This is a genomic window from Leisingera caerulea DSM 24564, from assembly GCF_000473325.1.
Taxonomy (GTDB): domain Bacteria; phylum Pseudomonadota; class Alphaproteobacteria; order Rhodobacterales; family Rhodobacteraceae; genus Leisingera; species Leisingera caerulea.
This window is the reverse complement of record NZ_KI421513.1, coordinates 1,337,670-1,351,201: the sequence shown is the minus strand read 5'-3', so window position 1 is coordinate 1,351,201 and position 13,532 is coordinate 1,337,670. Positions and strand designations below refer to the sequence as shown.

The 13,532-nt window shown below is 61.4% G+C and carries 12 protein-coding genes; 6 read left to right on the top strand and 6 right to left on the bottom strand.

The features are described from left to right. Positions 1–70: 70 nt before the first annotated feature. The 3 genes from CAER_RS0113980 to CAER_RS0113970 all read left to right on the top strand — a co-directional run bounded on the left by CAER_RS0113980 (position 71) and on the right by CAER_RS0113970 (position 2,122). Positions 71–1,297, top strand: a complete 1,227-nt coding sequence (locus CAER_RS0113980; protein WP_027235941.1) for an argininosuccinate synthase — start codon at positions 71–73, stop codon at positions 1,295–1,297. Then, entirely contained in the window at positions 1,294–1,758 is a 465-nt protein-coding gene (locus tag CAER_RS0113975; RefSeq protein WP_027235940.1) for a DUF1810 domain-containing protein, read from the top strand. The genes CAER_RS0113980 and CAER_RS0113975 overlap by 4 nt, the downstream gene beginning before the upstream one ends. A 79-nt stretch (positions 1,759–1,837) precedes the next feature. After that, positions 1,838–2,122: an SCP2 sterol-binding domain-containing protein gene (locus tag CAER_RS0113970; protein ID WP_027235939.1), complete on the top strand. Its 285-nt coding sequence runs from the start codon at positions 1,838–1,840 to the stop codon at positions 2,120–2,122. A 74-nt stretch (positions 2,123–2,196) separates the two neighbouring features. Here CAER_RS0113970 and CAER_RS0113965 read toward each other — a convergent pair whose 3' ends face one another. Together CAER_RS0113965 and CAER_RS0113960 are read right to left on the bottom strand one after the other, a co-directional pair. Continuing rightward, positions 2,197–2,910, bottom strand: a complete 714-nt coding sequence (locus CAER_RS0113965) for a sulfotransferase-like domain-containing protein (RefSeq protein ID WP_027235938.1) — start codon at positions 2,908–2,910, stop codon at positions 2,197–2,199. Beyond that, positions 2,910–3,818, bottom strand: coding sequence for a D-amino acid aminotransferase (locus CAER_RS0113960; protein WP_027235937.1), 909 nt, complete (start codon positions 3,816–3,818; stop codon positions 2,910–2,912). Before CAER_RS0113960 ends, CAER_RS0113965 begins: the two co-directional genes overlap by 1 nt. Before the next feature lie 149 nt (positions 3,819–3,967). Here CAER_RS0113960 and msrA point away from each other — a divergent pair, with 149 nt between their 5' ends. After that, entirely contained in the window at positions 3,968–4,633 is a 666-nt protein-coding gene (gene msrA / locus CAER_RS0113955) for a peptide-methionine (S)-S-oxide reductase MsrA (RefSeq protein WP_027235936.1), read from the top strand. Between the two features lie 76 nt (positions 4,634–4,709). Here msrA and CAER_RS0113950 read toward each other — a convergent pair whose 3' ends face one another. After that, the gene (locus CAER_RS0113950) at positions 4,710–5,582 is read right to left on the bottom strand and encodes a ribokinase (RefSeq protein ID WP_027235935.1); all 873 of its coding nucleotides are present in this window, start codon (positions 5,580–5,582) and stop codon (positions 4,710–4,712) included. Positions 5,583–5,588: 6 nt separating this feature from the next. Further along, positions 5,589–7,844: an NADP-dependent malic enzyme gene (locus CAER_RS0113945; RefSeq protein ID WP_027235934.1), complete on the bottom strand. Its 2,256-nt coding sequence runs from the start codon at positions 7,842–7,844 to the stop codon at positions 5,589–5,591. A gap of 298 nt (positions 7,845–8,142) precedes the next feature. On the opposite strand from CAER_RS0113945, the gene CAER_RS0113940 reads away from it, so the two are divergent. Both CAER_RS0113940 and mutS read left to right on the top strand, forming a co-directional pair. After that, positions 8,143–8,976 carry a flagellin gene (locus CAER_RS0113940; protein WP_027235933.1) on the top strand — a complete coding sequence of 278 codons (834 nt, stop codon included), beginning with the start codon at positions 8,143–8,145 and terminating at the stop codon, positions 8,974–8,976. Between the two features lie 101 nt (positions 8,977–9,077). Then, a complete protein-coding gene (mutS, locus tag CAER_RS0113935) occupies positions 9,078–11,708 on the top strand; it encodes a DNA mismatch repair protein MutS (protein WP_027235932.1) in 2,631 nt (876 codons plus the stop codon). Between the two features lie 88 nt (positions 11,709–11,796). On the opposite strand, the gene CAER_RS0113930 is transcribed toward mutS, so the two are convergent. After that, a complete protein-coding gene (locus CAER_RS0113930) occupies positions 11,797–12,360 on the bottom strand; it encodes a nucleotide exchange factor GrpE (RefSeq protein ID WP_027235931.1) in 564 nt (187 codons plus the stop codon). Positions 12,361–12,369: 9 nt separating this feature from the next. Further along, a complete protein-coding gene (hrcA, locus tag CAER_RS0113925) occupies positions 12,370–13,434 on the bottom strand; it encodes a heat-inducible transcriptional repressor HrcA (protein WP_027235930.1) in 1,065 nt (354 codons plus the stop codon). Positions 13,435–13,532 lie beyond the last annotated feature (98 nt).

Below are 13,532 nucleotides of genomic sequence, written 5' to 3'. Positions count from 1 at the left end.
CCCCGGAAAACCTTGCCCTTGCGGCCAAAACCCGATACGCCGCAGGCGTTCTGACCTGAGAGGGAATTCCATGTCCGCGCCCAAGAAAGTTGTGCTCGCCTATTCCGGTGGCCTCGACACCTCGATCATCCTGAAATGGCTGCAGACCGAATACGGCTGCGAAGTTGTCACCTTCACCGCCGATCTCGGCCAGGGTGAAGAGCTGGAGCCCGCCCGCAAGAAAGCGGAAATGCTGGGCATAAAGCCGGAGAACATCTTCATCGAGGATGTACGCGAGGAATTTGTCCGCGACTTCGTGTTCCCGATGTTCCGCGCCAATGCGGTCTATGAGGGCCTCTATCTGCTGGGCACCTCCATCGCCCGCCCGCTGATCTCCAAGCGCCTGGTTGAGATTGCTGAGGCCACTGGCGCCGACGCGGTTGCACATGGCGCCACCGGCAAGGGCAACGACCAGGTCCGTTTCGAACTGGCCGCCTATGCGCTGAACCCCGACATCAAGGTAATCGCGCCGTGGCGCGAATGGGACCTGTCTTCGCGCACCAAACTGCTGGAGTTTGCCGAGGCGCACCAGATCCCCGTCGCCAAGGACAAGCGCGGCGAAGCACCCTTCTCGGTTGATGCGAACCTTTTGCACACATCCTCCGAGGGCAAGGTGCTGGAAGACCCGGCGCAGGAAGCGCCCGATTACGTCTACCAGCGCACCGTCCACCCCGAGGACGCGCCCGACACTCCCGAATACATCGAGATCGGCTTCGAGAAGGGCGATGCGGTCAGCATCAACGGCGAAGCGATGAGCCCGGCCACCATCCTGACCGAACTGAACGAATACGGGCGCAAGCACGGCATCGGCCGCCTCGACCTGGTCGAAGGCCGGTTCGTCGGCATGAAGTCCCGCGGCATTTACGAGACTCCGGGCGGCACCATCCTGCTGGAAGCCCACCGCGGTATCGAATCCATCACAATGGACCGCGGCGCGATGCACCTGAAGGACCAGCTGATGCCGCAATACGCAGAGCTTATCTACAACGGCTTCTGGTACTCGCCGGAACGCGAAATGCTGCAGGCCGCCATCGACAAGAGCCAGGAATTCGTCTCCGGCACCGTGCGCGTGAAGCTCTACAAGGGCCTGGCCTCTACCGTTGGCCGCTGGTCGGACAACTCGCTCTACTCCGAGGCGCATGTGACCTTTGAAGAAGACGCCGGCGCCTACGACCAGAAGGACGCCGCAGGCTTCATCCAGCTGAACGCCCTGCGTCTCAAGCTGCTGGCCGCCCGCGAGCGCCGGATCAAAAAGTGAGTGATCAAGACGGCATAGACGGCGATTTCGAGGATGATTTCGCGGAAGAGCTGGACATGTTCGTCGAGGCTCAGGACACCGTCTGGGCGGCTGTCCTGAGTGAGCTCTCAGCAGGACAGAAGACGAGCCACTGGATGTGGTTCGTCTTTCCCCAGCTGGCCGAACTCGGCCGCTCCCACATGGCGCAGCTTTACGGGATCGAGGATCTGGCGGAGGCTACCGCCTACCTGAACCACGATAAACTCCGCGCCCGCCTGGTCGAGGTCAGCCAGCTGATGCTGCAGCATCGCGGCAAAGCGCCGGAACAGATCCTTGGCAGCATCGACGCCAAGAAACTGCGCTCCTCGATGACGCTGTTTGCCGCCGTGCCCGGCGCGCCGGCAGAGTTTCGGGAGGTGCTTGTCGCCTTCTATGATGGCCAACCCTGCCCGCTCACCCAGGACGCGCTTGCCGGCGGGTAATCCGCCAGCTTCCCCTTTGGTCAATATTGCCCGGACCGCCTTGCCTGCCTAACGCTCACGTCAGGCAAGGGAGGACACCATGGCACTTGAAGATATCGCAGCGGGCATCCGCACTGGGCTCGCCGGCAAAACTTTCGATGGCTCGCTGAAATTCGATTGCGGCGATGACGGCGTCATCGTGCTCTCACAGGGGGATGCCACAACCCTGGACCGGGACACCGATTGCACGCTGCGCCTGTCCGCAGACAACCTGCAAAAGCTGCTCGCCGGCAAGCTGAACCCGATGACCGCGGTGATGATGGGCAAGATCAAGGTTTCCGGCGACATGGGCGTCGCCATGAAATTGAGCAAGCTGATCGGCTGAACTGCTTCCTCCTGCGCCAAACATCCTTGGCGGTGAGCGCCGCAGGCGCGAGGGGGCAAAGCCCCCTGCGCGCGTCAGATCTTCACGGCTTTCATCTGCTTGTAATAGGGCATTGCCGCCCGCAGCACGGGCTGCAGCGCGTCCGGCACCTGCGGCAACGGCCCCTCGGCGCCGGCAAACCCGGTGGAGTTCCAGACCGCGCCATACCAATGCTCAGCCCAGACGCCGTCATCCTTGTGCCCGCCTTTGGGCCAGCTCAGCATCTTCGGGGAATAGGGGATGCCGATTGCTTCGCAAAGCTGCTCCAGCTTGGCAGCCGGGTTGGCACGGATATCGTGGCTGTCCACCACCACCGGCGTCTGCCCCCAGCCGCGCACCAGCTCAAACAGTTCTGCTTGCTGGCGGAAGCCGATATCCTCCAGTGTGGGGTTTTCCCGTTTTGCCGCATAAGAGGCAATCACCCGCGCCGGATGGCGGATCAGAAAGACGTTGACAGCCTCCCGCATCCAGTCCCGCGGCACGCCCGGAATCATGTGCTGGGTCATGTGCTTTTGATAATAGTGAGGCTTTGCCCCAGGCACCGGTCCAAGCAGCGCCTCCGCCACCGCCTCAGGATTCTGCGGCTGGCTGTCCAGAATCTCGCTTCGCATCGGATGGCCGAGCCCGGTCATCGCCAGATAGGCGGCATAGAATGGTTCGTCCACCACGGCGCAATCGCCGCGGTTGCCAAAGGCATACATCATCGCGGTCGACAGGTTCCGCGGTCCTGACCACATAGCAACCCGCATCACGCGCACTCCTTTTCAATCAGTTGCTTGTAGAGGCCCCGGATACGTTCGGTTACGGGACCCATTTGACCGCTGCCGATCTGCCGCCCGTCGATCTCTCCCACCGGGGTCTGGGCGCCGAAGGTGCCGGTGAGAAAGGCTTCATCTGCGCCGTAGGTGTCTACAAGCGAGTAGTTACGCTCAAACACCGGGATGCCGTTGTCCCGGCATAGGTCTATCACCTTCTGCCGGGTGATGCCGTTCATGCAATAATCCCCGGTGGAGGTCCAAACCTCGCCCTTGCGCACGATGAAGAAGTTGCAGGCGTTGGTGGTGTTTACAAAGCCATTCACGTCCAGCATCAGCGCCTCATCCGCACCGGCTTTTTCCGCCGCAATACAGGCGAGAATGCAGTTCAGCTTGGAATGAGAGTTCAGCTTGGGGTCCTGGGTCATCGGCAGGCCGCGGATATGCGGTACCGTAGCCAGCTTGATCGGGCGCGGCAGGTTCGGGCGCGAGTGTTCCATGATTATAGTCATGGTCGGCCCCTGCTGCGACAGGGAGGGGTGCTGGAAGGGCCGGGTCTTCACCCCCCGTGTGAGCATCAGCCGGGCATGGGCGTCTGTCGTCATGCCATTGGCTTTTTGTGTCTCTAACAAGGCACCTTTGACATCTTCCCGGTCCATACCGATGTCCAGGTCGATGGCCTTTGCAGCCTCGAACAGCCGGTCCAGATGCTCATCCATGAAGGCCCAGGTGCCGTTGTACAGCCGCAGCCCTTCCCAGACACCATCGCCCAGCATGAAGCCGCTGTCATAGACGCTCACCTTGGCTTCGGCCTTGGGAACGATTTCGCCGTTCAGATAGATCAGGATCTCCTCATTGCGCTGATCTTCTTCGGCTTGGTGGGTGCTCATCTTTTTTGTCATGGAATCCTCCTGCTGGCGGCACGTTAATAAGATTGGATCCAATTTCCAAGCGGTAACTTGCTGTCACCTGTTTGTGAGAACTGCCCATGCCGGGTTGAGAGGCGCGGCAACTGCCGGCAGGGTGGCATCGAAGCAGGATGGAGGCGGAGATGCGTGTTCTGGAGAGACTTAAACCTTTGGCTCTGGCGGGTTTGATCGCCATCGGCACCGCGGCGCAAACTAATCCGCTGCAGGCTCAGTCTACTGAAGTCCTTACAGTGGCTGGCGGCTGCTTCTGGTGTGTGGAAAGCGATTTCGAAAGCGTGCCTGGGGTGATCGAAGCGGTTTCAGGCTACACTGGAGGCAAGGTAGTGAACCCGACCTACAAGGACGTGACCCGCGGCGGCAGCGGCCACTACGAGGCGGTGCAGATCATTTTTGACCCGGCAAAAGTGTCCCGGCAGCGGCTTCTGGAGATGTTCTTCCGCTCGGTCGACCCAACCGATGCAGGCGGCCAGTTCTGCGACCGCGGCGAGAGCTACCGTACAGCTGTTTTTGTCTCTAACAAGGCGGAAACAGCTTTGGCTGACAGGGTAAAAGCCGAAGCACAGCAGGCCTTGGGGCAAAAAATCGTGACGCCTGTTCTGCCGGCGAAGACCTTTTACAAGGCCGAAGATTATCACCAGGACTATTACAAGGGGAACAGCCTGGTTTTCACCCGTTTTGGTCCCAAGCGGCAGGCGGCGGCCTATAAGCGTTACCGCCAGGCCTGCGGCCGGGACGCAAGGGTGGCGAAACTATGGGGCGACGCGGCGCCTTTTGCCAAGGGGTATTGAGGCAGAGCCTGCCTCCTTGGCCTGACAGCCATTTCCCGAAAATTTGTTGCGCCCAGACAGAAGCGGGCCACCCGTATCAGAAACGGGCGGCTCGAACTTCTGCCAGCTCAGGGATCACATCCGCAGTGCCATGGCGGGTAACCATCAGTGCCGCGGCACGGCTGGCCTGAGCCATCGCCTCTGCCATCGCCAGCCCCTGGTCCAAACCCGACAGGACGTAGCCGGTGAAGGTGTCGCCGGCCCCGGTCGTATCGACCGCCATGACCGGCAGCGCGGGCACGTCCAGAACGGCGCCGGTTTCACCGTCGATGTGACGGGCGCCTTTGGAGCCAAGGGTAATGATCACGTCCTTGACGCCGAGTTCACCCGGCGTCTTACCGGTGTCCTGCTGCAGCTGCTGGGCCTCCACCTCATTCAGGATCAGGAAATCCAGATACGGCAGCACCGCCTGCACGGCGTCCGCATCAAACGGGGCCGCGGCATAACATACCCGCAGACCCATCCGCCGGCCCAACTGCGCCGCCTCTGCCTGCAGGTTGGTTTCGTTCTGCATCACCAGAATGTCGCCGACGCTTGCCTGGGCCAGCGCCTGCTCCAGCTGCACGCTGTTCAGCACACGGTTAGCGCCGGGGAATAGAATGATCTGGTTTTCCCCCTCAGGCTCCACCGCGATGATGGCATGACCGGTCGGCGTTGCCACCTGGGAAACGTGGTCCGTGCCGGCACCGTAGGCCTTCAGCCGCTCAATTGCCCAGACCCCGTCTGGGCCGACCGCGCCAATGTGGTGCACCTCACTGCCCGCCCGGGTGGCGGCGACGGACATATTGGCGCCCTTGCCGCCGAGAAACCGGTCAAGCCGCAGGGCGGCCAGGGTTTCCCCCGCCGCCGGCAGATGCGGCATGGAATAGACCATATCCGCGTTGATTGAACCGAGGTTCCAGATCGCCATATCAAATCACCCGATGTTGCAGGCCGCCAGCACCGCCATGTTCAGGATGTCATTGGTGGTGGAGGTTGTCGAACAGATCTGGATCGGCTTGTCGATGCCCGACAGGATCGGGCCGATCACCGTGGCGCCGCCCATTTCCTGCATCAGCTTGACCGAGATCGAGGCCGAGTGGCGGGCCGGCACGATCAGAATGTTGGCGGGGCCGGTCAGGCGCTGGAACGGGTAATACCGCTGGGCGCGCTCGTTCAGGGCGACATCCACAGTCATCTCGCCTTCGTATTCGAAGTCGACGCCGCGCTGGTCCAGAACGGTAGGGGCGACATGCATCTTCTCCGCCCGCTCAGACACCGGATAGCCAAAGGTTGAAAAGCTGACAAAGGCGACACGCGGCTCCAGACCCATGTGGCGCGCAACGACAGCAGCCCGCTCAGCAATGTTGGCTAGGTGGTTCTGGTCCGGCCATTCATGCACCAGCGTGTCGCCGATCAGCACGATCCGGCCCTTGTGCAGCAGCGCGGTGACACCGGCCACTCCGTGATCGGCATCAGCATCAAATACATGGTTGATCCGGTCCAGAACATGCGCGGACTTGCGGGTTGCGCCGGTCACCAATCCGTCGCCGTGGCCATGCGCCAGCATCAGGCTGGAAAACACATGCCGGTCCCGGCCCACCAGGCGATGAATGTCCTTGCGGTCGAAACCCTTGCGCTGCAGGCGGTTGTACAGGAAGTCCTTGTACATCTCGAAATGCGGCGTGTTGGCGGCATTCACGATTTCCAATTCGCGCACTGCATCGCCGAGCCCAGCCTTTTCCAGCTTGACCCGCACATCATCCTGCCGGCCCACAACCAGCGCCTTGCCGAAGCCGGAGCGCTGATACATCACCGCGGCGCGCAGCGCACGGGGGTCGTCGCCTTCGGCAAAGATCATCCGCGACTGGGCGGAACGGGCGCGCGCGTTCAACCCGCGCAGGATCGACGCTGTCGGGTCCATCCGCGATTTCAGGCCGACCTCGTAGGCGTCCATGTCCACGATCGGGCGCCGCGCCGCACCTGTGTCCATGCCGGCCTTGGCAACGGCCGGCGGAATCCGGTGGATCAAGCGCGGGTCGAACGGCGTCGGGATGATGTAGTCGCGGCCAAAGGACAGCGATTTGCCATAGGCCAGCGCCACCTCATCCGGCACGTCCTCACGTGCGAGCGCAGCCAGCGCATGGGCGCAGGCGATCTTCATCTCGTCGTTGATGGCGCGGGCATGGATGTCCAGCGCGCCGCGGAACAGATAGGGAAAGCCCAGCACGTTGTTGACCTGGTTCGGATAGTCTGAGCGGCCGGTGGCAACAATGGCATCCACACGCACTTCATGCGCCTCTTCCGGGGTAATTTCCGGATCCGGGTTGGCCATCGCGAAGATAACCGGGTTGTCGGCCATCGAGGCCACCATCTCCTGGGTCACCGCGCCTTTGACCGAGACCCCCAGGAACACGTCAGCCCCGCGCATCGCCTCTTCCAGGGTGCGCAGATCGGTCTGGATCGCATGGGCCGATTTCCACTGGTTCATGCCCTCTGTGCGGCCCTGATAGATCACACCCTTGGTGTCGCAGGCGATGCAATTTTCATGCCGTGCCCCCATGGCTTTGAGCAGCTCGATGCAGGCAATGCCCGCAGCGCCGGCACCGTTGAGGACGATTTTCACGTCTTCGATCTTCTTGCCCGACAGGTGCAGGGCATTAATCAGGCCGGCCGCGCAAATCACCGCGGTGCCGTGCTGGTCGTCATGGAAAACAGGGATGTCCATCTCTTCCTTGAGCTTCTGCTCAATGATGAAGCATTCGGGCGCTTTGATGTCTTCCAGGTTGATGCCGCCGAAGGTCGGCCCCATCAGCTTGACCGCTTCGATGAACTTGTCCGGATCTTCGGTGTCCAGCTCGATATCGATCGAGTTCACATCGGCAAAGCGCTTGAAGAGGACCGACTTACCTTCCATCACCGGCTTGGACCCCAGCGCGCCCAGATTGCCCAGCCCCAAAACAGCGGTGCCGTTGGAGATCACCGCCACCAGGTTGCCCTTGTTGGTGTAGTCATAGACGGTTTCGGGGTTTTCCGCGATCGCCTCGCAAGGCACCGCAACGCCCGGAGAATATGCCAGCGACAGGTCCCGCTGCGTGGTCATCGGGACGGTGGCATTGATCTCCCATTTGCCCGGAGAAGGCTCCAGGTGGAACGCCAGGGCTTCTTCATCGGTGATCTTGTTCTTGGGCATTTAATCTCGTGTCCTCTCCTCGTCGCGGACCGTCTTAGCCCAGCCCACGGCGCCCCTCAATCCGCGGTTTCAAGAATCTGTATCGCCAGATTTTAGAAAAAAGCGGCTAAAAGACGATAAATTCCGTCAGGTTTTCGCCTCAAAGCAGACCGCGGAATGCTGTATTTTCTTAATAGGTATTAACGCGCACCTGCCTCCCAGGTGGCGCTGAGGCCGGGAAGTCAGAGGCCTGTAAGCAACGGTCAGAATGGCGTTTGTCCGCCCGTATAAGGGCATAGGATCAAAGGAAAAGTGAGGAATGATAAGCTTCCACAACAATTCCGGTGCAATGGTGGCCTTGCAGACATTGGGCGGAGTCAATTCTCAGCTCGATCACACGCAAGACAGCATCTCCACTGGGAAAACCATTAATTCCGCACAAGACAATGCGGCGCTCTGGGCGATCTCTGAACTGATGAATTCTGATATCTCCGGCTTTCGCTCGGTCTCGGACTCTTTGTCGCTGGGAGAGGCCACGGTGGCGGTTGCCTCCGCCGGGGCCGAACAGATTACCGAAACTCTTACCGAGATGCGGTCACTGGCTGTCATGGCGGCAAGCGGCATGGGCGACTTCAGCAAGTATGAGGCCGCCATGGCGAAGAAGACCGAGCAGATCAATTCGATCATCTCGTCGTCAGAATTCAACGGGGTAAACCTCCTGAAAACCGATGTCGACGGCGCAGGCGGCACCGCGCTGACAGTGCCCTCTGCGGTATCCGGCAACGGCAACCTGAGCACCCTCAGTGTGGATGGCGTGGATTTTGAAGGCAGCCCGCAGTTTGACCTTGGCAGCCGGACTGCAATCACTGACAGCGCCAGTGCCCTGACCGCCTTGGGAGAAATCGAAGGCTTTCTTGCCTATGCTATCGAAGGTTCGGCAACTCTGGGATCCAGCGCCAATCAGCTTGCAGGCCAGGGTGACTATGTGAGCAAGCAGTCGGACGCGCTCACCCGGGGTGTCAGCTCGATGATCGACACCAACATGGAAGAAGCCGCGACCAAGCTGCTGGCGCTGCAGGCGCAGCAGCAGCTCAGCACCCTGTCGCTCTCCATCGTGAACACGATGCCCGACACCCTGCGCAATCTCTACTGACAGCAGGCTGCCGCCGGCGTCACCGGCGGCAGCCACATCCGGGTTTTCCTCAGACCGCCCCCATTGTAGATGTCTGGCAACGACGACCCGGGGGACTTTTCATGACCGTAACGCCCATGATGGCGCAGTATCTGGAGATCAAAGCCGCGCATCCTGACGCGCTGCTCTTTTACCGGATGGGCGACTTCTACGAGATGTTCTTTGAGGACGCCGTAAACGCGGCAGAGGCCCTGGATATCGCGTTGACTAAACGCGGCAAGCACAACGGCGACGACATTCCGATGTGCGGCGTGCCGGTTCAAGCTGCCGAGGGCTATTTGCTGACGCTGATCCGCAAGGGCTTCCGTGTTGCAGTGGGCGAGCAGCTGGAAAGCCCGGCCGAAGCCAAAAAGCGCGGTTCCAAATCCGTCGTGAAACGCGATGTGGTGCGGCTGGTCACCCCGGGCACCCTGACTGAGGATTCTCTGCTGGAGGCGCGGCGCCACAACTTCCTGGTGTCCTATTCCGAACTGCGGGATGAGGCCGCGCTGGCCTGGGCCGATATCTCCACCGGCGCGTTTCACGTGATGCCGGTCGCGCGTGTACGGCTGTCGCCGGAACTGGCCCGTCTGGCGCCGTCAGAATTGATTGTCGCAGATGGTCCGGCCTATGACGCCGCCCGCCCGCTGGCCGATGAATACAAGATCCCGCTGACCCCGCTGGGCAAGGCGAGCTTTGACAGCACGGCAGCTGAGAAACGTATCTGTACCCTGTTTAATGTCAGCGCGCTGGACGGCTTTGGTACCTTCACCCGCGCCGAAGTCTCCGCCATGGGCGCGCTGATCGACTATCTGGAGATCACCCAAAAGGGCAAGCTGCCGCTGCTGCAGCCGCCTCAGCAGGAAGCCCAGGACCGCGTTGTGCAGATTGACGCCGCCACCCGCCGCAATCTGGAGTTGACCCGGTCCCTGTCCGGCGGCCGCGCAGGCTCTTTGCTGGCAGTAATTGACCGGACAGTGACACCCGGAGGCGCCCGGCTGCTGGAACAGCGCCTGTCCAGCCCGTCACGCAATCTGGACACCATCCATCAGCGCCTCGCAGCCCTGGATTTCGCGGTTGAGAACACCCGGACCGCCGAGGACCTGCGCGCCGCCCTGCGCAAGACGCCGGACCTTGACCGGGCGCTTTCCCGCCTTGCGTTGGAGCGCGGCGGCCCGCGCGACCTGGCGGCCATCCGCAACGGTCTGTCCCAAGCAGAGGTGATTGCGGAACTCTGCGGCGGCAGGGAACTGCCCGCGCTGATGGCCAATGCAATTGCGGATCTGCAAGGGTTCGACGGCCTGCTCTCGCTGCTTGACGCAGCCCTTGTTGCCGAGCCCCCGCTGCTGGCCCGCGACGGCGGCTTCATCGCATCAGGCTATGACCCGGAATTGGACGAGGCCCGAACGCTGCGGGATGAGGGCCGCTCGGTCATCGCCGCCATGCAAACGAAATACGCGGAGCACACCGGCGTTTCTTCGCTGAAGATCAAGCACAACAACGTGCTGGGCTATTTCATCGAAACTACCGCAACGCATGCGGACAAGATGATGTCGCCGCCGCTGAACGAAACTTACATCCACCGGCAGACCACTGCCAACCAGGTGCGGTTTACCACGGTGGAGCTAAGCGAAATCGAAACCCGGATCCTCAATGCTGGAAATCGGGCGCTGGAGATCGAAAAGCAGCTCTATGCAAGGCTATCCGGTGCCATTCTGGACGCTGCGGCGCGCCTTAACACCGCTGCCCGCGGACTGGCGGAACTGGATTTGCTGACAGCCCTGGCTGATTTGGCCCGCGGCGAGAATTGGACCCGCCCCAAGGTCGACAACAGCCGCGCGTTTCACGTGCAAGGCGGCCGCCACCCGGTGGTGGAACAAGCCCTTCGCCAGCAGGGCGGCGAGACATTTGTGGCCAACGACTGTGACCTCACTGCTCAGGACGGTGCGGCTGTCTGGCTGCTGACCGGTCCTAACATGGCCGGTAAATCGACCTTTCTGCGCCAGAACGCACTGATTGCCCTGCTCGCCCAGATGGGCAGCTACGTGCCCGCGGAAAGCGCCCATATCGGCGTCGTCAGCCAGCTGTTCAGCCGCGTCGGCGCTTCGGATGACCTAGCGCGCGGCCGGTCTACCTTCATGGTGGAAATGGTCGAAACCGCCGCCATCCTGAACCAGGCAGACGACCGCGCGCTGGTCATTCTCGACGAAATCGGCCGCGGCACCGCCACCTATGACGGCCTGTCCATTGCATGGGCCACGCTGGAACATCTGCATGAGGTGAACCGCTCCCGGGCGCTGTTTGCCACCCATTACCACGAATTGACCCAGCTCGCCTCCAAACTCGAAGGTGTAGATAACGCCACCGTCGCGGTGAAGGAGTGGGAGGGTGAAGTGATCTTTCTGCACGAGGTGCGCAAGGGCGCTGCCGACCGTTCCTATGGTGTGCAGGTCGCTCAGCTTGCTGGCCTCCCCGCGTCCGTTGTCGCCCGTGCCCGCGATGTTCTCGACATGCTGGAGCAAGGCAGCCGCGAGGGCGGGTCAAAGATACAGATCGACGATCTGCCCCTTTTTGCGGCTGCCTCGCCGCCACAGCCCAAGGCGGCGGCTGGTCCTTCGCCTGCCGAAGAAATGCTCGCAAATATCCACCCGGACGACCTGTCTCCGCGGGAAGCCCTGGAAATGCTCTACAAACTGAAAGAAGCAGCTAACTGAAAAAACAAAAGCGGCCCCAATCGGGACCGCTCTTTCATCTTTCCGGAAATACTCCCGCCGGAGGCACAGGCCCGCACGGGCCTGTTCATCAGCTGGCAGGAGTAGACGAAACGCCAACCTGCGCCGCACGCAGCAGACGGTCGTGCAGCATGAAGCCTTCTGCCGACACCTGGATGATGTCGCCCGCCTTGGTGCCCGGCACAGGCGCCTCAAACATCGCTTCATGCACCTGCGGGTCGAACTTGTCGCCAACCTCAGGCGAAATAACCCGAATGCCGTGCTTCTCGAAAACACCCAGCAGCGAGCGCATGGTCAGTTCAACACCTTCGATCAGTGCGGCAGACACTTCGCGCTGCTCGTCAGTTGCTGCTTCGATTGCGCGTTTCATGTTGTCGTAGACCGGCAGCATGTCGCGGGCCAGCTTCGATCCGCCATAGTTCTCTGCTTCGCGGCGGGCCTTGTCGCCGCGCTTGCGGGCGTTTTCCGCATCCGCCAGCGCCCGCATGAACCGGTCCTTCAACTCGTCCCGCTCGGCCCGCAGCGCGTCGATCTCCAGCGCATCGTCGTCAATTTCTTCGGTCTGCGCCGCAAGCTCTTCAGCTTCGGCATCGGCGATGTCATCCAGGAAGTCTTCGTTCTTGAGCTCTGCCATATTTCACCTCTAACTCCGGTCCGACAAAAGCTTGCCGACCAGTTGTGCCGTATAGTCCACAATCGGCACGATCCGTCCGTAGTTCAGGCGCGTCGGGCCGATCACCCCCACCGCGCCGATTATCTTCCGATCCGCGTTCATATAGGGAGACACCACCAAAGAGGAACCCGAAAGTGAAAAAAGTTTGTTCTCGGAACCGATAAAAATCCGCACACCTTCGCCGTCTTCCGTCAGTTCCAGAAATTCGGCAATATCACGCTTGCGCTCCAAGTCGTCGAACAGGGTTCGGATCCGCTCCAGCTCCTCCGCGGCACCCGGCTCCGCCAGCAGATTCGCCCGGCCGCGCACGATCAACCGGGCCTGCTCGCTGCCGTCATCCTCCCAAACCGCCAGGCCGCTTTCAATCATCGCGTGTGCCAGGCTGTCGATTTCCTGACGCCGCGCCGTGATCTCCTTTTGGATCTGCCGCTGCACTTCGCTCAAGGTCTTGCCCTCGATCAGAGCATTCAGGAAATTCGCCGCCTCCCGCATTGAGCTGGGGGTTTGCCCCGGCGGCGGGGTGAACAGCCGGTTTTCCACATGCCCGTCCGAGAACACCAGCACCACGAGTGCCCGGTCATGCGCCAGCGAGACGAACTCGATATGCCGGATCTCGGCTTCATGCTTGGGTGTCAGCACCAGCGACGCGCCCTGCGTCACCCCTGACAGCGCCGCCCCGACGCGGTCCAGCATTCCGCCCACATCGCCGGCATTGCGGCCCAGCGTCGCGTCGATCTTCTCCCGGTCCTCAATATTGAGATCGCCAACCTCCAGCAGACCGTCGACAAACATCCGCAACCCCAGCTGTGTCGGCACCCGCCCGGCGCTGACATGCGGACTATCCAGCAGTCCCAGAAACTCCAGGTCTTGCATCACGTTACGGACCGTTGCAGCGCTGACCTTTTCGCTCAGCGAGCGTGTCAGCGTGCGGCTGCCCACTGGACCGCCGCTTTCCAGATAGCTTTCGACCACCGCCCGGAACACCTCCCGGGAGCGGTCGTTCAAGTCCTCCAGAATGTTGTTCGGATTGCTCATCGTTCATCCAGTATTTCTTACGGTTTAAACATAGGAACCCGTTACCCGGATGTCATTAAAGAGCAGCGCGTCAAAAGGTCAATCGGGCTTGCATAGCC